Origin of the sequence: Microbacterium enclense (assembly GCF_004022425.1) — a bacterium.
GTDB lineage: Bacteria > Actinomycetota > Actinomycetes > Actinomycetales > Microbacteriaceae > Microbacterium > Microbacterium enclense_A.
Genome location: NZ_RBZY01000013.1, coordinates 1 through 18,209, shown reverse-complemented (window position 1 = coordinate 18,209; position 18,209 = coordinate 1). Strand labels below are relative to the sequence as shown.

The following is an 18,209-nucleotide window of genomic DNA, read 5'->3' as shown; positions in this document are numbered from 1 at the left end:
GCAAAGTGCTCCGTTGGGGAGGAGCCTCAACGACGCATGCCACGTCCCCCGCGCTCGGCAAAGCACGGGGACGTGGCATCCGTCCCGAAGATCTACTTCGTCGAGAAGCTGACCACCTTCGGCGGACGCACGACCGCGCGCACGATCTCGCGGTCGCCCAGTGCCCGCCGCACCTTCTCGTCGGCGCGGGCGGCCGCCTCGAGCGCGTCGGCGCCGATCTTCGCCGAGACCTCGAGGGTGCCGCGCACCTTGCCGTCGATCTGCACGACCGCGGTCACGGTGTCTTCAACGAGCAGCGTCGGGTCGGCCTGGCGCCAGGTCTGCAGGCCGACGAACCCGTCGTAGCCGAGCGTCTGCCACATCTCCTCCGCCGTGTGCGGGGCGAACAGGTCGAGCGTCATCGCGATGACCTCGGCGGCCTCGCGGACGGCGGGGTCGCTCGGGCCGGCCGCGCCGTCGATCGCTTTGCGGGTGACGTTCACGAGCTCCATGAGACGCGCGACGACGACGTTGAACTTCGTCTGCTCGATGAGGTTGGGCGCCTCTGCCAGCAGGCGGTGGGTGACGCGGCGCAGCGCCGGGTCGCCCTCGGCCCAGACCACGTCGGTCTCGCTGTCGACGTCGTGCGCGATGCGGAGGGCCCGGGCGAGGAACTTCGCAGCCCCCGTGGTCGAGACGTCGTTCCAGTCCTTGTCGTCCTCCACCGGCCCCGCGAAGGCCAGTGCGACGCGCAGCGCGTCGGCGCCGTGGGCGTCGAGCTCCTCCTGGAAGAGCACGAGGTTGCCCTTGCTCTTCGACATCTTGGCGCCGTCGAGGATCACCATGCCCTGGTTGATCAGGCTCGAGAACGGCTCGGTGAACTCCACCAGGCCCATGTCGAACAGCGCCTTGGTGATGAAGCGCGCGTAGAGCAGATGCAAGATCGCGTGCTCCACGCCGCCGATGTAGAAGTCGACGGGACCCCACTTGCGCGCCTCGGGCAGCGAGAACGCCTCGTTCGGGTCGGTGGGCGAGAGGAACCGCAGGAAGTACCACGAGCTGTCGACGAACGTGTCCATCGTGTCGGGGTCGCGCAGCATCTTCTGCCCGGTCTCTGGGTCGGTCACCTCCACCCACTCGGTCGCCGCCCCGAGCGGGGACGCGCCCTTCGGCTTGAGGTCCAGACCCTCGACCGACGGCAGCACGACGGGCAGCTCGTCCGCGGGCACGGGCACGATCGTGCCGTCCTCGGCGTGCAGCATCGGGATCGGGGTGCCCCAGTACCGCTGGCGCGAGATGAGCCAGTCGCGCAGACGGTAGGTCTTGGCGGCGCGGCCGACGCCCTTGGCCTGGAGCTCGTCGATCATGCGTGCGATCGCGTTGCGCTTGGACAGACCGTTGAGCGAACCGGAGTTGATCATGCGACCGTCGCCGGTCAGCGCGATGCCGGTCTTGACGGGATCGAGGTCGTCGACGTCGCCCAGCGGGTCGATCGGCACGCCGTCCTCGTCGACCTCGATCACCGGGATCGCACCGGTGACCGGAGCGTTGGTGTCGACGACGACCTTCACCGGCAGGTCGAACGCCCGGGCGAAGTCGAGATCGCGCTGGTCGTGCGCGGGCACGGCCATGACCGCGCCGTGACCGTAATCGGCCAGCACGTAGTCGGCGGCCCAGATCGGCAGTTTCTCGCCGTTGATCGGGTTGACGGCGTAGTGGCCGAGGAACACGCCGGTCTTCGGACGGTCGGTAGCCTGGCGCTCGATGTCTGTCGCGCGCTGCACCTCTTCGAGGTACGCCTGGAACCTCTGCCGCACCTCGATGTCGGCGGATGCCGCGAGCTCGGCCGCGAGGTCGGACTCGGGCGCCACGACGAAGAACGTCGCACCGTGCAGGGTGTCGGGGCGGGTGGAGAAGACCGTGATCTTCTCGTCGCGGCCCTCGATCTCGAAGGTGATGTCGGCACCGATCGAGCGACCGATCCAGTTGCGCTGCATCTGGATGACCTTCTGCGGCCAGAAGCCCTCGAGCTGGTTCAGGTCGTCGAGCAGCCGGTCGGCGTAGTCGGTGATGCGCAGGAACCACTGCGTCAGCTTCTTCTTGACCACGACGGCGCCGCTGCGCTCGCTCGTGCCGTCGGGCAGCACCTGCTCGTTTGCGAGCACGGTCTGATCGACCGGGTCCCAGTTGACGAGCGCGTCCTTGCGGTAGGCGAGGCCCTTCTCGTACAGCTTCTGGAACAGCCACTGGTTCCAGCGGTAGTACTCGGGATCGCTCGTATGCAGCACCCGGCTCCAGTCGAACGAGACGCCGTAGTGCTTGAGGCTCTCCTTCTGCTGCGCGATGTTCGCGTAGGTCCACTCCACCGGGTCGGCCCCGCGCTTGATGGCGGCGTTCTCGGCCGGAAGGCCGAAGGAGTCCCACCCGATGGGGTTCAGGACGTTGTACCCGCGGTGGCGCCAGAACCGCGCGACGATGTCGGAGTAGAGGTAGTTCTCGGCGTGCCCCATGTGGAGGTCCCCCGACGGGTACGGGAACATCGCGAGCACGTACTTGCGCGGACGCGTGTCGGCGTCGCCGCCGGCACGGAACGGGTCCTTCTCGGCCCACGCCTGCTGCCACTTCGCCTGGATCTCGTGGGGGTCGAAACCTCCGTCGGCGGACGGCACGGAAGAGGGGTTCTGAGACACGGGTGAGACCAATCGTGAAAGTCGGGAGGCCACGAGGGCCAGCGTCCAGGCTACCGGACCGCGCAGAGCGCCTTCCGGCACCGCGTGCCCGTCACCATCCCGGCGGAACGAGGGCCCCCACGGCCGCGAGCGGAGCCCGCGCCTTGATCCCCACCTCGGCGACCTCGGATGCCGCGACCGAGCGCCACGTGATCCCTCCGCCGGCGCCGACCCAGGTGGCATCCGGCTCGACGACGATGCTGCGGATGACCATCGCGAGATCGGCGGATCCGTCGTCGCCGACCCACCCGAACGCGCCGGAGTAGACGCCGCGGGGCCCGCCCTCGAGGCCCGCGAGGATCTCCATCGCCGACGCCTTCGGAGCACCGGTCATGCTGCCCGCCGGGAACGCCGCGTCCAGCAGCTGGCCGATCGTCGTCCCGGGGCGGAGCGTGCCGGAGACCTCGCTCACGAGCTGGTGCACCGTCGGGTAGGTCTCGACCTCGAGCAGCCGGTCGACGCCCACCGACGACGGCACGCACACGCGCGACAGGTCGTTGCGCATGAGGTCGACGATCATGACGTTCTCGGCGCGCTCCTTGGCATCCGTTCGAAGGTCGTCGGCGAGGGCCGCATCCCGGAGGGGATCGGGATGCCGTGGGCGCGTGCCCTTGATCGGATGCGTGTGCACACGCCCCCCGCGCACCTCGAGGAAGCGTTCGGGTGACGCGCTGACGAGCGTCGTGTCGCCGATGCGGACGAAACCGGCGTGGTGCGACGCGGCGCTTCGCCGCAGCCGGCGGAAGGCGGCGACGGCATCCACCGCGCCTGGGACGGTGAAGCGCGTGGTGAGGCAGAGCTGGTACGCGTCGCCCGCGGCGATCCGCGCTCGGCACGCCCCGATCAGTTCGACGTACTCCTCGGGAGTGTGGCGAGCGGATGCCACGCCCCCGGGCCGCACCTCCGGAACCGGTGGCGCATCGGGAACCGCGGTGGCCGCGTCGGCGAGCGCGGCGGCATCGGCGGAGAACGCCCAGACCCGTCGCGACGCGTGATCGAATGCGAGGAGAGCATCCACACGGAGCCACGCGGGTTCGCCCTCGTACGAGACCCAGCCCACCCATCCCCCGCGGAATGCGGGGCCGCCGTCGTGGTGGAACGCGGGGGGTGTGGCATCCATCGCCATGGGCGCGTCGGGGGCGGCCGGGGTCCCGGTACCGAGGTAGCTCCAGCCGGAGGGGGCGCCGACGCCCGCGTCGAGCCAGAACGCGCCCGGCGCGGTCGCGAAGAGCGCGGCGAAGACGTCGTCGGGATCCCGCCACCGCGGCAGGACGACCGGGGAGAAAGGACGCGGCACGCTCCCAGGCTAAGCCGATCCCACGGCCCTAGGCTGACGGAGGTGAACGAGATCCTCACGTGGCTCCTCGACGTCGTGCAGAACGTCGACCCCGTGGTGCGCACGCTCGTCGCCGGTGTCGCGATGATGCTCGAGACGAGCGTGCTCGTGGGTCTTGTCGTGCCCGGCGACACCGTCGTCATCGTCGCGGGGACCGCGATCGCCTCTCCCCTCGAGGGCGTGGTGCTCGGCGTCGCCGTCGTGCTCGGGTCGCTCGCGGGCGAGAGTCTCGGATTCTGGTTGGGCCGGTACTTCGGACCGCGCATCCGTGCCTCGCGGATCGGGCAGAAGCTCGGCGACCGCAACTGGGACCGCGCCGACCGGTACCTCCGCCGGCGCGGCGGACCCGCGATCTTCCTCTCGCGCTTCCTCCCCGTGCTGCACTCGCTCGTGCCCCTGACCGTCGGCATGAGCGGCTACCGCTACCGCCGGTTCCTGGCGTGGACGGCTCCCGCGTGCATCGTCTGGGCGAGCCTGTACATCTCGGTCGCGGCGACCGCCGCGGGCACGTACCGCGAACTCGCCGATCGGATCCACTACGCCGGCTACGTGTTCGTCGGCATCATCGTGGTGTTCCTCGTCCTGGTCTACGTCGGCAAGAAGGTGCTGGAGCGTATCGAGCGTCGGCATCTGGCCGAAGAGCGCGACTCTCTCGAACCGGCGGGCGATGACGTGAAAGACTAAACGGGATGCCTCGTTCCCCTCGCGCCAAAGTGCTCTGGTTCGCCCGCCTCGAGTACCGCTTCCACGCCTGGCGCGAGCACCGCGCCCGCGCGCGCGGACTGCGGCCCTCGGCCACCGGATTCCCCGGGTATGGCACGGAGGAATGGGTGCGCGTCCTCGGGCGCGTGCTGATCACGCCGCCGGTGAAGCGCACCTCGACCGGTGAATTCGCGAGCCTGCGCGGCTGGCGCAGCTTCGCGGCGGTGCCCGTCGGGTCTGCGAAGGTCACCGTCACCATCGAGGGCGTTCCGCACGAGATCGTCGCCGACCGCGGTGGCGTGATCGACGCGAAGCTCCCCGCCACGTTGCCGCCCGGCTGGCAGACCGTCACGATGACCGTGGAAGGCAGCGAACCGACAGAGACGCGCGTGTTCATCGTCGGAACGGATGTGCGCTTCGGCGTCGTCAGCGACGTCGACGACACCGTGATGGTCACCGCGCTCCCGCGTCCGCTGCTCGCCGCGTGGAACTCGTTCGTCCTCGACGAGCACGCCCGGCAGCCCGTGCCGGGTATGGCCGTCATGCTCGAGCGCCTGTCGCGCGAACACCCCGGTACACCGGTCATCTACCTGTCGACGGGCGCCTGGAACGTCGCCCCGACGCTCACCCGGTTCCTGCGCCGACACCTGTTCCCGTCGGGGTCGTTCCTGCTCACCGACTGGGGACCGACCCACGACCGGTGGTTCCGCAGCGGACGGGCGCACAAGGAGAGCAACCTCCGCCGCATCGCCGCGGAGTTCCCGAACGTGAAGTGGTTGCTCGTCGGCGACGACGGTCAGCACGACGACGCGATCTACACGCAGTTCGCGATCGACCACCCCGACAGCGTCGCCGCAGTCGCGATCCGCCGCCTGTCGCCCGCCGAAGCGGTGCTCGCCGGTGGCCGCACGGTCGTCGACGACCACTCCGCCGCGGACGTGCCGTGGGTCAGCGAGTCCGACGGTGCGGGATTGCTCGAGCGCCTCGAAGCCGTGGGCGTCATCACCCGCGACGCCTGAGGCGGTGTTCGCTGCGCGGCACCGCGTGGCCGCGTGTCCGAGGTCCCGCGTACGCTCGAAGCATGTGCGGTCGATTCGTCGTGGCCAATGTGGCATCCGAGCTCGTGGGCGTGCTGCGCGTCGACGTCGAGACCGATGAGCTGCCTCCCCCGTCGTACAACATCGCGCCGACGGCATCCGTCGCCATCGTGCTCGACTCGGTGAAGACCGAGCCTCCCGTGCGGCGCCTCGAGGTCGCGCGGTGGGGGCTCGTTCCCGGCTGGGCCAAGGACGTCAAGATCGGCGCGCGGGCGTTCAACGCGCGGTCGGAAGAGATCGAAGACAAGCCGATGTTCCGCAACGCCCTCATCAAGCGGCGCGCGGTGATCCCCGCCTCCGGGTACTACGAGTGGAAGACGACCGAGGCAGGTAAGACGCCGCACTACATCCACCCCGCCGACGGATCGCCCCTGTTCTTCGCCGGGCTCTACGAGTGGTGGAAAGACCCGGCGAAAGCCGACGACGACCCCGCGCGCTGGGTTCTGAGCTGCACGATCCTCACGCGCGACGCGATCGGTCGCCTCGGATCCATCCACGACCGGATGCCGTTGTTCATGGACCCCGACTTCGCCGACGCGTGGCTCGATCCGACGACCGAGAACGTCGGCGACATCCTGGATGCCGCGATCGACGCCGCCCCCGACGTCGCCGAGACGCTCGACGACCACGTCGTGTCGCCCGCTGTGGGGAACGTGCGCAACGACGGCCCCGAACTCATCGAGCCGGTCGGATGACGGCACTCCTCGAGACGGCGGTGCTCTCCCGCGCCGGTTGGACCGCGCTGGCCGAGGCCCACGCGGAGCGAGCCGACGCACTCACCGCCGCGCACCGTGCCCGCGCCGCCCGGGGCCAGAAGCATCCGGTCGAGGACTTCCTCTTCACGTACTACTCGTACAAGCCGGCGATCCTGCGCCGGTGGCATCCAGGCCCCGGGGTCGTTCTGGCTGACGCCGACGAGCGTGCAACGTGGCGCTGGTACCGCCCCGCCGCCGACGGCGTGGAGGTGGATGCCGAACTCTTCCGCCGCGACCGCGGCTCGCTGTACCGCGGCGTGGTGAATCTGCTCCGCGCCACCGCCGCCCGCCCGGCGCAGTTCGGCTGCTTCGGGCTGCACGAGTGGGCCATGGCCTACCGCGCCGACGAGGTGCGCCATGCGGTGCCGCTCCGTCTGGGATCCCGTGGGACGGATGCCGTGGTCGAGGCGCACGACCTCAAGTGCACGCACTTCGACGCCTTCCGGTTCTTCACCCCGGACGCGGTTCCGCGCAATCGCGGCCTTCTGTCGCGCGACCTCCAGATCGACGTCGAGCAGCCCGGATGCCTGCACGCCGGCATGGACGTCTACAAGTGGGCGGTGAAGCTCGGGCCACTCGTGCCCGGCGCGATCCTGCTGGACGCGTTCGAGCTCGCCCGTGACATCCGCACTCTCGACATGGAGGCGTCGCCGTACGACCTGACCGACTGGGGGTACTCCCCCGTCGCCATCGAGACCCCGGAGGGCAAGGCGCAGTACGTCACGCGCCAGCGGGCGGTGAGCGAGCGGTCGCAGGTGCTGCGCGCGTCGTTGCTCGCAGCCGTCACGTCGGGAGTCGACACGCCCGATGGCGCCGATTTCCTGCGTCCTGAATCCGTGTAGTAAGCTCATGGAGTTGCCTCGAACGGGGCGAGAACAGAAAACGGGCCTGTGGCGCAGCTGGTAGCGCACCTGCATGGCATGCAGGGGGTCAGGGGTTCGAGTCCCCTCAGGTCCACCGAAGAAAGCCTCCGTCTCGGCGGGGGCTTTCGCCATTCCCGTCGCGGTCAGCCGAGCAGCACCACGTCGAACTCCCGCACCACCGCGCGCACCTCGTCGAGGTAGCGCCGTGCCTGGTCGGTGAGCGGGATGGCGTTCTGCGCGATCCACCCGATCTCGATGCGCTCGTCCACGTCCAACGGCACGGCGACGATCTCGGGGTCGAGGTCGTCGCTGATGATCCCGGTCGAGATCGTGTAGCCCTCGAGACCGATCATGAGGTTGAAGATCGTCGCCCGGTCCGAGACGCGGATCTCCTGCTCGCTCGACAGGGTCGAGAGGATCTCCTCCGCGAAGTAGAACGAGTTGTTCGTGCCCTGGTCGAAGGTCAGTCGAGGAAGTCCCGCGAGGTCGTCCAACGTCACGCGCTCCCGCGCGGCGAGGGGGTTCTTCCGCGAGACGAAGATGTGCGGGTCGGCCAGGAACAGCGGATGGAACGACAGTCCCGAGTCGCGCAGCAGCTTGTCGATGACATCCCGGTTGAAGTCGTTCCGATACAGGATGCCGAGTTCGCTCCGCAGGGTCCGGACGTCCTCGATGATGTCCCACGTTCGTGTCTCGCGCAGCGAGAACTCGTACCGCGCCGCGCCGCTCGCCTTCACCATGCGCACGAACGCATCCACGACGAAGGAGTAGTGCTGCGCGGAGACGCCCAGCAGGCGCCGCGACGGCGGACGGTCGAGGTAGCGCTGCTCGAGGAGGGCGACCTGCTCCACGACCTGCCGTGCGTAGCCCAGGAACTCGACACCGTCCGATGTCAGTGTGATGCCACGCGCCGAGCGGACCAGCAACGATCGACCCACGCGCGCCTCGAGGTCTTTCATCGCCGCCGACATCGTCGGCTGCGAGACGTACAGCAGATCGGCGGCGGCGGAGATCGACCCCTCCGCCGCGACCTCGATGAAGGATTGGAGTTGCTGCAGCGTCACGCCGCTCGGTCGACGGGCCATAGGCAAACACTATAGGAGCGGATAGTCGAGACGGATTACCCGATGGATGCCACGGGCGAGCACCATGGGAACACTGATGACCGCGCGGCGGTCTGCCGACGCGCGAGAGGAGCTCCGGGATATGTCCACCTACTTCACGTTCCAGATCTCGACCACCCGATTCGACGAGAACTACTCCCCGTCCGAGAGTTCGCGTGCCACGACGAACTTCGCCAACCTGGCGCGGGGTGCGGATCGGCAGGAGAACCTCCGTGCCGCTCTGGCGATGATCGACCGGCGGTTCAACGACCTTGCCCGCTGGGACAACCCCGAGGGTGAGCGCTACACCCTCGAGATCGACATCGTCTCGGTCGACCTCGAGTTCGCGGCATCCGGGGACGACCAGCGCTTCCCGCTCCTGGAGGTCCTCGATCTCGTCGTCCTCGATCGGACCACCGGTGCGCGCCACCACGGGATCATCGGCAACAACTTCTCGTCGTACCTTCGTGACTTCGACTTCAGCGTGCTGCTGCCCGCCGCCAGCGCGGCCGCCGGCGGCTTCACGGTGCCCGACGACTTCGGCGCGCTGCACGGCAAGCTCTTCCAGCACTTCCTGGAGTCCCCCGCCTATCGCGCGCGTTTCGACGTCTCACCCGTGATCTGCATCAGCGTCTCGACGAGTAAGGCCTACCAGCGCACCGACAACCGGCATCCCGTGCTCGGGGTGGAGTACGTGCAGGACGACTACTCGCTCACCGACGAGTACTTCGGGAAGATGGGTCTGCAGGTGCGGTACTTCCTGCCCGAGGGCAGCTCGGCGCCGCTGGCGTTCTACTTCCGCGGCGACCTGCTCAACGACTACACGAACCTCCAGCTCATCGGGACGATCAGCACGATGGAGACGTTCCAGAAGATCTACCGGCCCGAGATCTACAACGCCAACTCCGCCGCCGCTCACGTGTTCCGCCCGACGTTGGAGAGCGGCGACTTCTCGCGCACCCGCGTCGATTACGACCGCGAGGAACGCTCGCGTCTCGCCCTGACGCAGGGGAAGTACGCCGAGGAGCACTTCGTGAAGCCCCACGGCGAGATGCTCGCCCGCTGGGCCGGTCTCTCCCCCGCCCTCGTCCACTGACCCGACGGAGCCCCGTACGCATGAGTGCCTTGATCCCCACCGCGGCCGTCGGCAGCCTCCCCAAACCCTCCTGGCTCGCCGAGCCCGAGAAGCTCTGGTCCCCGTGGGCACTCGAGGGCGACGCCCTGGTCGAGGGCAAGCAGGACGCCCTGCGCACCGCGGTCCACGAACAACGGCAGCGTGGCATCGACATCGTCAGCGACGGCGAGCAGACCCGCCAACACTTCGTGACGACCTTCATCGAGCACCTCAGCGGTGTCGACTTCGAGAATCGCGAGACGGTGCGCATCCGCAACCGCTACGACGCGAGCGTCCCCACCGTCGTCGGACCTGTGGAGCGCCCGCGGCCTGTTTTCGTAGAGGATGCCAGATTCCTCCGCTCCCAGACCGACCAGCCGATCAAGTGGGCGCTGCCGGGACCGATGACGATGATCGACACGCTCTCGGACCGGTACTACCGCAGCCGCGAGAAGCTCGCGTGGGAGTTCGCCGGCATCCTGAACCGGGAGGCGAAGGAACTCGAGGCCGTCGGTGTCGACATCATCCAGTTCGACGAACCCGCGTTCAACGTCTTCTTCGACGACGTGCGCGAGTGGGGTATGGCGGCGCTCGAACGAGCCGTCGAGGGGCTGCACGCCGAGACCGTCGTGCATATCTGCTACGGCTACGGCATCAAGGCCAACACCGACTGGAAGGCCACGCTCGGACCCGAGTGGCGCCAGTACGAGCACTCGTTCCCCCTGCTGCAGCAGTCGAGCATCGACATCGTGTCGCTCGAGTCGCACAACTCCCGCATTCCGATCGAGGTGATCGAATTGCTCCGCGGGAAGAAGATCATGCTCGGCGCCATCGATGTCGCGTCTAACGAGATCGAGCGCCCCGAGGAGGTCGCCGCGACGCTTCGGCGAGCCCTGGACCACGTGGATGCCGACAACCTCATCGCCAGCTCCAACTGCGGCATGGCGCCGCTGCCGCGCGACGTCGCCCTCGCGAAGCTCAGTGCGCTGAGCGCGGGTGCGGCGATCCTGCGCCAGGAACTCGCGGGAGCGCTCGTCTGACACGCGCGAAGGGCCGCCCCTGTAGGGGCGGCCCTTCGGTGTCGGCGTCAGTCGGCGGAGGCCGGAGCGGGAAGCTCCAGCGGCACCACCGGGCAGTCCTTCCACAGCCGCTCGAGACCGTAGTAGACCCGCTCCTGCTCGTGGAAGACGTGGACGACGAGGTCGCCGAAGTCCAGCAGCACCCAGCGGGACTCCTGACGGCCCTCGCGGCGCAGGCGCTTGTGCCCGGCTTCGAGCAGCTTCTCCTCCACCTCGTCGGCGATCGCGGCGACGTTGCGCTCGTTGCGTCCGGTGACGAGGAGGAAGATGTCGACGAGCGGCAGAGGGTCGGAGACGTCGAGGGCGACGAGGTCTTCACCGGCCTTCGCGTCGGCGGCGATCGCGGCGATACGCGCCATCTCGATCCCGTTGGGGCTGGCGGTCATCCGAAGACTCCTGTCGTGAAGGCGAGGACCAGCGCGACGGCGACCGCCACGGCGAGAGCGCCGGTGGTGATGATGAGACCGATGACGAGCTTGCTGCCCTTCTCGGGTGCCGGAGGGCGGATGATCTCACCGGGTTGCTTGACGGTGCTGATGGCGGCGCTGGCCGCGATGGGGGTCGGCGACGAGGCGGGCGGGAGCTCGCCGTCGAGAAGAACCATGTCGACGTCGCGACCGTCGGTCGTTCCCGGGGCGTGACCGGCCGAACCGAGCCCTTCGGGGAGTTCGAACGTGCCGGTGATGAGCACCTCTCCGGTCGAGGTGACGGGGCCGACGAGCGGAACACCCGCCGGCGTCTGCGACAGGATCAGCGCGTTCGGGGTCGAGACCGAGCCGGTCGCGGCAGCGCTGCGCGAGATGAGCTGGTCGAAGGAGGGCGGCAACGAGACCTCGGGGGTCTGACCCGCCAGCAGGTCGGAACCCAGGGCCGGGTTCACCGTGGACACGGCCTCCTGCGACGCGTGTGCCTCGTCGACCGCGGCGGGGCGGAAGATCGCGGGGCTGACGCCCTCGCTCGTGTCCGAGATGTCGTCGGCGGCGTCGGCCGCCGCGGCGGCACTGGTTTCCGACGTCACCGCATCCGCGCTCTCCGCTTCGGACGCCGAGGTGTCGAGTTGGGTATCCGCGGGAGCGGCGGTGACGTCACCGGTCTGCGCCGCGTGCGGTTGCCCGAGGTCGGGCGCGATGACGGGAACCGAGGCGGTGCGGATGCGCTCCTGCTCGCGGACCTGACGACGCGTGAGGCGGGTCACGCCGAGGTCGCCACCGTCGTGCGCGGGGAACGACGCGGAGACAGGCGGCTGCACGGGGGCCTGGTCCGGCCGGTCAGCGACGGGTGCGGAGGCGTCGGGCGCCTCCTCCACGGGCGCTTCGGGCGCGGGCGCCTCCGCCTCGGGCGCCTCGGGCGCGGTCGGCTCGACCTTCTCCGCCCTGCCCCGGCCGAACAGGCTGCCGAGCACGCCGGGCTTCTTCGCGGGCGTCTCCTCTGTCGCGGCAGGTTCGTCTGTGGGCTGCGGCTTCGCGGCTCGTTCCGGCTCGGCGGACTCGGTCTCGACGGGCGTGACCTCGGCGGGCGTCGACTCGACGGACCGCGGTTCGAGGGCGGAGTCGGCGGGGGGTGTGGCATCCCCGCTCGTCGACGGCGATGCGGCCGCGGCTTCGTCGTCGACCGGGGCGTCCTGCGGCGGGGCGATGATCGGCGTCGCTCCGGTGTTGCGGAGTTCGCGCAGCTGACGCCGCGTCAGCGGCGGGGTCTCGGGGGTCTCGGATGTGCTCATGCAGGGCTCCGGTAGAGGTGGTGCTTCGCGATGTACTGCACGACGCCATCGGGCACGAGGTACCACACGGGGTGTCCTCGGCGCACACGGGCACGGCAGTCTGTGGACGAGATGGCCAGCGCGGGGATCTCGAGCTGGCTGACGTCGTCGGTGGGGAGGCCCTCGGTCGTCAGCACGTGCCCGGGACGGGACACGGCGACGAAGTGGGCGAGGTCCCACAGCTCTTGATGATTGCGCCACCCGAGGATTTGCGCGACGGCATCGGCGCCGGTGATGAAGAACAGGTCGGCACCGGGGCGCTCGCGCTTCAGGTCGCGCAGGGTGTCGATCGTGTAGGTGGGTCCGGCCCGATCGATGTCGACGCGACTGACCGTGAACTGCGGGTTCGAGGCGGTCGCGATGACCGTCATGAGATAGCGATGCTCGCTCTCGGTGACGTCGGCCTTCTGCCACGGCTCACCGGTGGGGACGAAGACGACCTCATCGAGGTCGAACGACTGCGCGACCTCGCTGGCGGCGACCAGGTGACCGTGATGGATGGGATCGAACGTCCCACCCATGACCCCGATGCGAGGGGCGCGCGTCACCGACATACGGTGGGCCTCAGTGGCCGTGCGCCTCGGGGGTGGGCGTCCCGTGGGTGGCGGTGTAGGCCGCGGCCTTGTGCGCGTGGCGGTTCGACACGTTCCGGTACGACAGGGTGACCAGGCTCAGAGCGACGAACCCGATGAAGGCCACGGCGCCGATCCAGAAGGTCTCGGCCTGCGGGTTACCGCCGTGGTGTGCGCCCTCTTCAGCGGCGAGGGCGATCAGCGAGGCGAAAGTCATCAGTGCTCCGTTCGAGATTTCTGCGCGAGGCGCAAGGTCATTTTAGCGGTCAGGCCCGGACCTGGCCGTCGCCGCGCCCGAGCCACTTGGTGCTGGTGAGCTCAGCGAGTCCCATGGGGCCGCGCGCATGCAGTTTCTGGGTGGAGATCCCCACCTCGGCGCCGAACCCGAATTCGCCGCCGTCGGTGAACCGGGTGGACGCGTTCACGAGGACCACGGCCGAGTCCACCTCCGCCAGGAATCGGGAGGCGGATGCCTCGTCGTCGGTGATGATCGACTCGGTGTGATGCGTGGAGTATCGGCGGATGTGCTCGAGCGCCGTGTCGAGGTCGTCGACGACGCGCACGGCGAGGTCGAGACTCAGATACTCCGTCGCCCAGTCGTCCTCCGTCGCCGCGACCACTCGGTGGTCGTAACCGGCGGCGGTCTCGTCGCCGTGCACGCGGACACCGGCGGCGGCGAGCGACCCGAGGAGCTCGGGCAGCAGGCGGTCGGCGGCATCCCGATGCACGAGGACGGTCTCGACCGCGTTGCACACGCTCGGACGCTGGGTCTTCGCGTTCAGCACGATGTCGCGGGCCCACTCGGCGCGAGCCGTGGCATCCAGGTAGACGTGGACGACACCCGCCCCGGTCTCGATGACGGGGACGGTCGACTGCGTGACCACCGTGTCGATGAGTCCGGCGCTGCCTCGGGGAACGAGCACGTCGACGAGTCCGCGGGCGTTCATCAGCGCGCGAGCGCCGTCACGCCCGAAGTCGTCGACGGTCTGGATCGCCTCGGGCGACACGCCCTCGCGTCGCAACGCACCGCGCATGACCTCGACGAGCGCCGCGTTCGAGCTCTGCGCAGCCGACCCGCCGCGCAGGACGACGGCATTACCGGAGCGCAGGGCAAGGGCGGCGATGTCGACCGTCACGTTCGGACGCGCTTCGTAGATCGATCCGACGACGCCGAACGGCACCGCGACCTTCTCGAGCTGGAGTCCGTTCGGGAGGGTGCGACGGTCCAGCACGCGTCCGACCGGGTCGGGGAGCTCGGCCACGTCGCGCACCGCCGCCGCGAGGGCTGCCACACGAGTGGCGTCCAACCGGAGCCGGTCGAGCAGAGCGTCGCCGATGTCGGCATCACGTCCGCGGTCGAGATCGTCGGCGTTCGCCGCGATGATCGCCTCGCTCGCTGCGTCGATCGCGTCCGCTATCGCGCGAAGAAGGGCGGTCTTCGCCGCGGAATCGAGGAGTCCGACCTGGCGAGCTGCCTCTTTGGCCAGGCGCAGGCGTTCGTCGACCGAAACGGCGGTGAGGGTCATCGCGTCAGTCTACCGCCGCGCGGACCGCGCCCACGGGTCCGGTGGCGAGGGTGACGGGGTCGGGGTTCGGGGCGAACCAGGTGCCGACGGCGGCGCCCGCGAGCGCCTCCGCCACGAGATCCGCGCTCGTGACCAGGACGCCCACGCCGGCGGCGGACGCGAGCTTGGCGGCGGACGCCTTCGTCGCGGCTCCGCCGGTTCCGACGCCGTTCACCGTGACCGAGCCGAAGACGTACTCCGACAGGTCGTCGCCCCATTCGACGTCGGTGATCGGGCGTGCTCCCGACTCGCTGGGCGGCGCGGTGTACAGGCACTCGATGTCGCTGAGGAGGACGAGCGCGTCCGCGCCGATCAGTTGCGCGACGAGCGCGGCGAGCCGGTCGTTGTCGCCGAAGCGGATCTCGTGCGTCGCGACGGTGTCGTTCTCGTTGACGATGGGCAGGATGCCGAGCCCCAGAAGCCGCTCCATCGCTCGGCGCGCGTTCGAGCGGTGGGTGGCGTTCTCGAGATCGCCCGCTGTCAGCAAGACCTGTCCGGCGAGGAGGCCGAACCGGTCGAGCGAGGTCTGGTAGCGCCACATCAGCACGTTCTGCCCCACCGCGGCCGCAGCCTGCTGCGTCGCGAGGTCGTTCGGACGACCCTGGAGGTGCAGGAGCGGAAGGGCCGTCGCGATCGCGCCGGACGACACGAGCACCACCTCGACGCCGCGCTCACGCGCCCCGGCGAGAGCGGCGACGATGAGATCGATACGGAACGCGCCATCGCCGCTGATCGACGACGAGCCGACCTTCACCACCACGCGGGATGCCGCGGGCACATCGGCGCGGACGCGTGCGGTCATCGCTCGTCCTCGTCCTCGAAGCTCAGAGCGGACGAGTCGCCGTCGGGCGAGATCCCCGCCGCACGCGCCGCGCGGCGCTCGGCCTCGAGCTCTGCGCGGGCGTCGGCCTTGGCATCCATGCGCTCGTGATACCGCTCACGGCGCTCGTTGCTCGTGCGGCGTGTGCTCTGCAGCAGGCGCGGGTCGGTACCGCGGGGTGCCGTCATGAGCTCGGCCGCCGACGACAGGGTCGGCTCCCAGTCGAAGACGATGCCATCGCCCGGTCCGATGACGACGGTCGCGCCCGCCACGGCACCGGCGCGGAACAGCTCGTCCTCGACGCCCAACCGCGCCAGGCGGTCGGCGAGGTAGCCCACGGCTTCCTCGTTCTGGAAGTCGGCCTGCTGCACCCACTTGACCGGCTTGTCGCCGAGGATGCGGTAGACGGGTCCGTAGGTGCCGCCCTCGACCTTGATCGTGAAGTCCTTCTCGGAACCCTGCGGGCGGATGACGATGCGCTCGGCGGGGGCGTCGTCGATCGTGGCGACACGGTGCTGCTCGACGATCTCGCCCAGGGCGAATGTCAGTTCGCGCAGTCCCGCACGGCTCACCGTGGAGATGTCGAACACGCGGAATCCGCGGGCTTCCAGTTCGGGTCGAACGAGCTCGGCGAGATCGCGCGCCTCGGGGACGTCGAGCTTGTTCAAGGCGACGATCTGCGGGCGCTCCAGGAGGGGAACCTGCCCGTCGGGCACAGGGTAGGCGTCCAGCTCCGCGAGGATCACGTCGAGATCGGTGAGCGGGTCACGGCCCGGATCGAGCGTCGCGCAGTCGAGCACGTGCACGAGGGCGGTGCAGCGCTCGACGTGGCGGAGGAACTCCAGGCCGAGGCCGCGGCCCTCGCTCGCGCCCTCGATGAGGCCGGGGACGTCGGCGATCGTGAAGCGCACATCGCCGGCCTGCACGACGCCGAGGTTGGGGTGCAGCGTCGTGAACGGGTAGTCGGCGATCTTCGGCCGGGCGGCGGAGACGGCCGCGATGAGACTCGACTTGCCCGCCGAGGGGAAACCGACCAGCGCGACGTCGGCGACGGTCTTCAGCTCCAGGACGACGTCGCCCTCCCACCCGGGCGTCCCGAGGAGCGCGAAGCCGGGCGCCTTGCGCTTCGGGGACGCGAGGGCGGCGTTGCCGAGTCCTCCGAGACCGCCGGGCGCCACGACGAACCGCATCCCCGGGGTGAGCATGTCGACCAGCACGGTGCCGTCGGGATCCTTCACGACGGTGCCGAGCGGAACCGGGAGCTCCTGTTCTTCGCCGGCGGCGCCCGAGCGGTGGTCGCCCATGCCGAACCCGCCGTTGCCCGCGGAGCGGTGCGGCGAGTGGTGGTAGGACAGCAGCGTCGTCACCTGCGGATCGGCGACGAGCACGACGTCGCCGCCGTGTCCGCCGTTACCGCCGTCGGGGCCGGCCAGCGGCTTGAACTTCTCGCGGCGCACCGACACGCAGCCGTTGCCGCCCTTTCCCGCACGCAGGTGCAGGGTGACGCGGTCGACGAAGGTGACCATGAGAGATCCTTCCGGGTGGGGCCGGCGATGCCGGTGGGAAAAACGACGAGGGGGCGGGCAGTGCCCACCCCCTCGGGAACGCCGTGCTGCGGGATTACTCCGCGGCGGCGGCGACGATGTTGACGACCTTGCGGCCGCCCTTCTGACCGAACTCGACGGAGCCGGCGGCGAGGGCGAACAGCGTGTCGTCGCCACCGCGACCGACGTTGGCGCCGGGGTGGAAGTGCGTGCCGCGCTGGCGGACGAGGATCTCGCCGGCGTTGACGGCCTGGCCGCCGAAGCGCTTCACGCCGAGGCGCTGTGCGTTGGAGTCACGACCGTTACGGGTGGAGCTTGCGCCCTTTTTGTGTGCCATCTCTGCGTCTCCTGGCTCTTACTTGATGCCGGTGATCTTGACGCGCGTGAGGTCCTGGCGGTGGCCCTGGCGCTTCTTGTAGCCGGTCTTGTTCTTGAACTTCTGGATCACGATCTTCGGACCGCGCTCCTCACCGAGGACCTCGGCCGTGACCGAGACCTTCGCGAGCTTGTCGGCGTCGGTCGTGACGGTCTCGCCGTCGACGAACAGGACGGCGGGCAGCTGGATGCTCTCGCCGATCTTCGCCGCCTGGCGGTCGAGCACGACGATCGTGCCGACCTCGACCTTTTCCTGCCGGCCGCCGGCGCGCACAACTGCGTAAACCACTTCACACCTGTTTCGTTCGGGAGCGCACGGCTCCGGTTGTCTGATGACGTTCGGGAGGGCTTGACGCCCTGAGTCTCGGTGCGATCCGGCCGGCCGAAGCCTGCGGGGTCTCGCGCCAACTGCGCGGACACGACGCACCAAAGGACGAGTTTAGCTCACCCAGCGGCATCCGGCAAAAGCACCGGGACCGCGTGTCGGTCGTAGGATCACGGGGTGGCGATTCTCATCGACGACCCGCAGTGGCCGGCGCACGGTCGGCTGTGGGCACATCTCGTGAGCGATGCGAACCTCGCCGAGCTGCACGCCTTCGCGGCTGCGGCCGGAATCCCGCGCCGCGCGTTCGACCTCGACCACTACGACGTCCCCGACGACCGGCACGCCGACCTCGTGGCCGCCGGCGCCGAGCACGTGGGTGGCCGCGAACTCGTCCGCCGGTTGCGTGCGTCGGGCCTGCGCATCACCGCCCGAGAGCGCCGCGCCCGCTGAGGTGCTGCGAGCCCGCGTGAGGGGTCAATATCTGTCGCTTCG

The 18,209-nt window shown here is 69.5% G+C and carries 19 protein-coding genes and 1 tRNA gene; 8 read left to right on the top strand and 12 right to left on the bottom strand.

Translation table 11 applies throughout. The annotated features are described in order from the left end of the window. Nucleotides 1-92 precede the first annotated feature (92 nt). Together leuS and D8Y23_RS04980 are read right to left on the bottom strand one after the other, a co-directional pair. Nucleotides 93-2,648 carry a leucine--tRNA ligase gene (gene leuS, locus D8Y23_RS04985; protein ID WP_428844466.1) on the bottom strand — a complete coding sequence of 852 codons (2,556 nt, stop codon included), beginning with the start codon at nucleotides 2,646-2,648 and terminating at the stop codon, nucleotides 93-95. Between the two features lie 112 nt (nucleotides 2,649-2,760). Continuing rightward, the gene (locus tag D8Y23_RS04980) at nucleotides 2,761-4,005 is read right to left on the bottom strand and encodes an anthranilate synthase component I family protein (RefSeq protein ID WP_240663793.1); all 1,245 of its coding nucleotides are present in this window, start codon (nucleotides 4,003-4,005) and stop codon (nucleotides 2,761-2,763) included. Between the two features lie 42 nt (nucleotides 4,006-4,047). On the opposite strand from D8Y23_RS04980, the gene D8Y23_RS04975 reads away from it, so the two are divergent. The 5 genes from D8Y23_RS04975 to D8Y23_RS04955 all read left to right on the top strand — a co-directional run bounded on the left by D8Y23_RS04975 (nucleotide 4,048) and on the right by D8Y23_RS04955 (nucleotide 7,555). Further along, nucleotides 4,048-4,728, top strand: a complete 681-nt coding sequence (locus D8Y23_RS04975) for a DedA family protein (RefSeq protein WP_128217066.1) — start codon at nucleotides 4,048-4,050, stop codon at nucleotides 4,726-4,728. A gap of 5 nt (nucleotides 4,729-4,733) precedes the next feature. After that, a complete protein-coding gene (locus D8Y23_RS04970; protein ID WP_128217065.1) occupies nucleotides 4,734-5,765 on the top strand; it encodes an App1 family protein in 1,032 nt (343 codons plus the stop codon). Between the two features lie 62 nt (nucleotides 5,766-5,827). Then, the gene (locus tag D8Y23_RS04965; protein ID WP_128217064.1) at nucleotides 5,828-6,538 is read left to right on the top strand and encodes an SOS response-associated peptidase; all 711 of its coding nucleotides are present in this window, start codon (nucleotides 5,828-5,830) and stop codon (nucleotides 6,536-6,538) included. After that, nucleotides 6,535-7,440, top strand: a complete 906-nt coding sequence (locus tag D8Y23_RS04960; RefSeq protein ID WP_128217063.1) for a 3-methyladenine DNA glycosylase — start codon at nucleotides 6,535-6,537, stop codon at nucleotides 7,438-7,440. The genes D8Y23_RS04965 and D8Y23_RS04960 overlap by 4 nt, the downstream gene beginning before the upstream one ends. Before the next feature lie 42 nt (nucleotides 7,441-7,482). Next, nucleotides 7,483-7,555: transfer RNA gene (locus D8Y23_RS04955), tRNA-Ala, on the top strand. Nucleotides 7,556-7,604: 49 nt separating this feature from the next. Here D8Y23_RS04955 and D8Y23_RS04950 read toward each other — a convergent pair. After that, nucleotides 7,605-8,546 (bottom strand): LysR family transcriptional regulator, encoded by a 942-nt coding sequence (locus D8Y23_RS04950; protein WP_128217062.1) that lies wholly within the window; start codon nucleotides 8,544-8,546, stop codon nucleotides 7,605-7,607. A 121-nt stretch (nucleotides 8,547-8,667) separates the two neighbouring features. Here D8Y23_RS04950 and D8Y23_RS04945 point away from each other — a divergent pair, with 121 nt between their 5' ends. Together D8Y23_RS04945 and D8Y23_RS04940 are read left to right on the top strand one after the other, a co-directional pair. Further along, the gene (locus D8Y23_RS04945; protein ID WP_128217061.1) at nucleotides 8,668-9,660 is read left to right on the top strand and encodes a putative oxygenase MesX; all 993 of its coding nucleotides are present in this window, start codon (nucleotides 8,668-8,670) and stop codon (nucleotides 9,658-9,660) included. Between the two features lie 20 nt (nucleotides 9,661-9,680). After that, on the top strand, nucleotides 9,681-10,718 hold the full coding sequence (locus tag D8Y23_RS04940; protein WP_128217060.1) for a methionine synthase: 1,038 nt from the start codon (nucleotides 9,681-9,683) through the stop codon (nucleotides 10,716-10,718). Nucleotides 10,719-10,765: 47 nt separating this feature from the next. On the opposite strand, the gene rsfS is transcribed toward D8Y23_RS04940, so the two are convergent. The 9 genes from rsfS to rplU form a co-directional block, all read right to left on the bottom strand. Further along, nucleotides 10,766-11,143, bottom strand: coding sequence for a ribosome silencing factor (gene rsfS / locus D8Y23_RS04935; protein WP_128217059.1), 378 nt, complete (start codon nucleotides 11,141-11,143; stop codon nucleotides 10,766-10,768). Next, nucleotides 11,140-12,477, bottom strand: coding sequence for a hypothetical protein (locus D8Y23_RS17060; protein WP_240663791.1), 1,338 nt, complete (start codon nucleotides 12,475-12,477; stop codon nucleotides 11,140-11,142). Before D8Y23_RS17060 ends, rsfS begins: the two co-directional genes overlap by 4 nt. After that, nucleotides 12,474-13,070 carry a nicotinate-nucleotide adenylyltransferase gene (nadD, locus tag D8Y23_RS04925; RefSeq protein WP_128217058.1) on the bottom strand — a complete coding sequence of 199 codons (597 nt, stop codon included), beginning with the start codon at nucleotides 13,068-13,070 and terminating at the stop codon, nucleotides 12,474-12,476. Before nadD ends, D8Y23_RS17060 begins: the two co-directional genes overlap by 4 nt. Nucleotides 13,071-13,080: 10 nt before the next feature. Then, nucleotides 13,081-13,305: a hypothetical protein gene (locus D8Y23_RS04920; RefSeq protein ID WP_128217057.1), complete on the bottom strand. Its 225-nt coding sequence runs from the start codon at nucleotides 13,303-13,305 to the stop codon at nucleotides 13,081-13,083. A 49-nt stretch (nucleotides 13,306-13,354) separates the two neighbouring features. Beyond that, complete coding sequence (locus tag D8Y23_RS04915; RefSeq protein WP_128217056.1) at nucleotides 13,355-14,614, bottom strand: glutamate-5-semialdehyde dehydrogenase; 1,260 nt, start codon at nucleotides 14,612-14,614, stop codon at nucleotides 13,355-13,357. A 4-nt stretch (nucleotides 14,615-14,618) separates the two neighbouring features. Further along, nucleotides 14,619-15,455: a glutamate 5-kinase gene (gene proB / locus D8Y23_RS04910; protein WP_128217055.1), complete on the bottom strand. Its 837-nt coding sequence runs from the start codon at nucleotides 15,453-15,455 to the stop codon at nucleotides 14,619-14,621. Further along, entirely contained in the window at nucleotides 15,452-16,999 is a 1,548-nt protein-coding gene (obgE, locus tag D8Y23_RS04905; protein WP_128217054.1) for a GTPase ObgE, read from the bottom strand. Before obgE ends, proB begins: the two co-directional genes overlap by 4 nt. 94 nt (nucleotides 17,000-17,093) lie before the next feature. Further along, complete coding sequence (gene rpmA / locus D8Y23_RS04900) at nucleotides 17,094-17,354, bottom strand: 50S ribosomal protein L27 (protein WP_022878252.1); 261 nt, start codon at nucleotides 17,352-17,354, stop codon at nucleotides 17,094-17,096. Between the two features lie 18 nt (nucleotides 17,355-17,372). Then, complete coding sequence (gene rplU / locus D8Y23_RS04895) at nucleotides 17,373-17,681, bottom strand: 50S ribosomal protein L21 (protein ID WP_164878144.1); 309 nt, start codon at nucleotides 17,679-17,681, stop codon at nucleotides 17,373-17,375. 213 nt (nucleotides 17,682-17,894) lie between these two features. On the opposite strand from rplU, the gene D8Y23_RS04890 reads away from it, so the two are divergent. Next, nucleotides 17,895-18,167, top strand: a complete 273-nt coding sequence (locus tag D8Y23_RS04890) for a DUF4031 domain-containing protein (protein WP_128217053.1) — start codon at nucleotides 17,895-17,897, stop codon at nucleotides 18,165-18,167. Nucleotides 18,168-18,209: the final 42 nt, after the last annotated feature.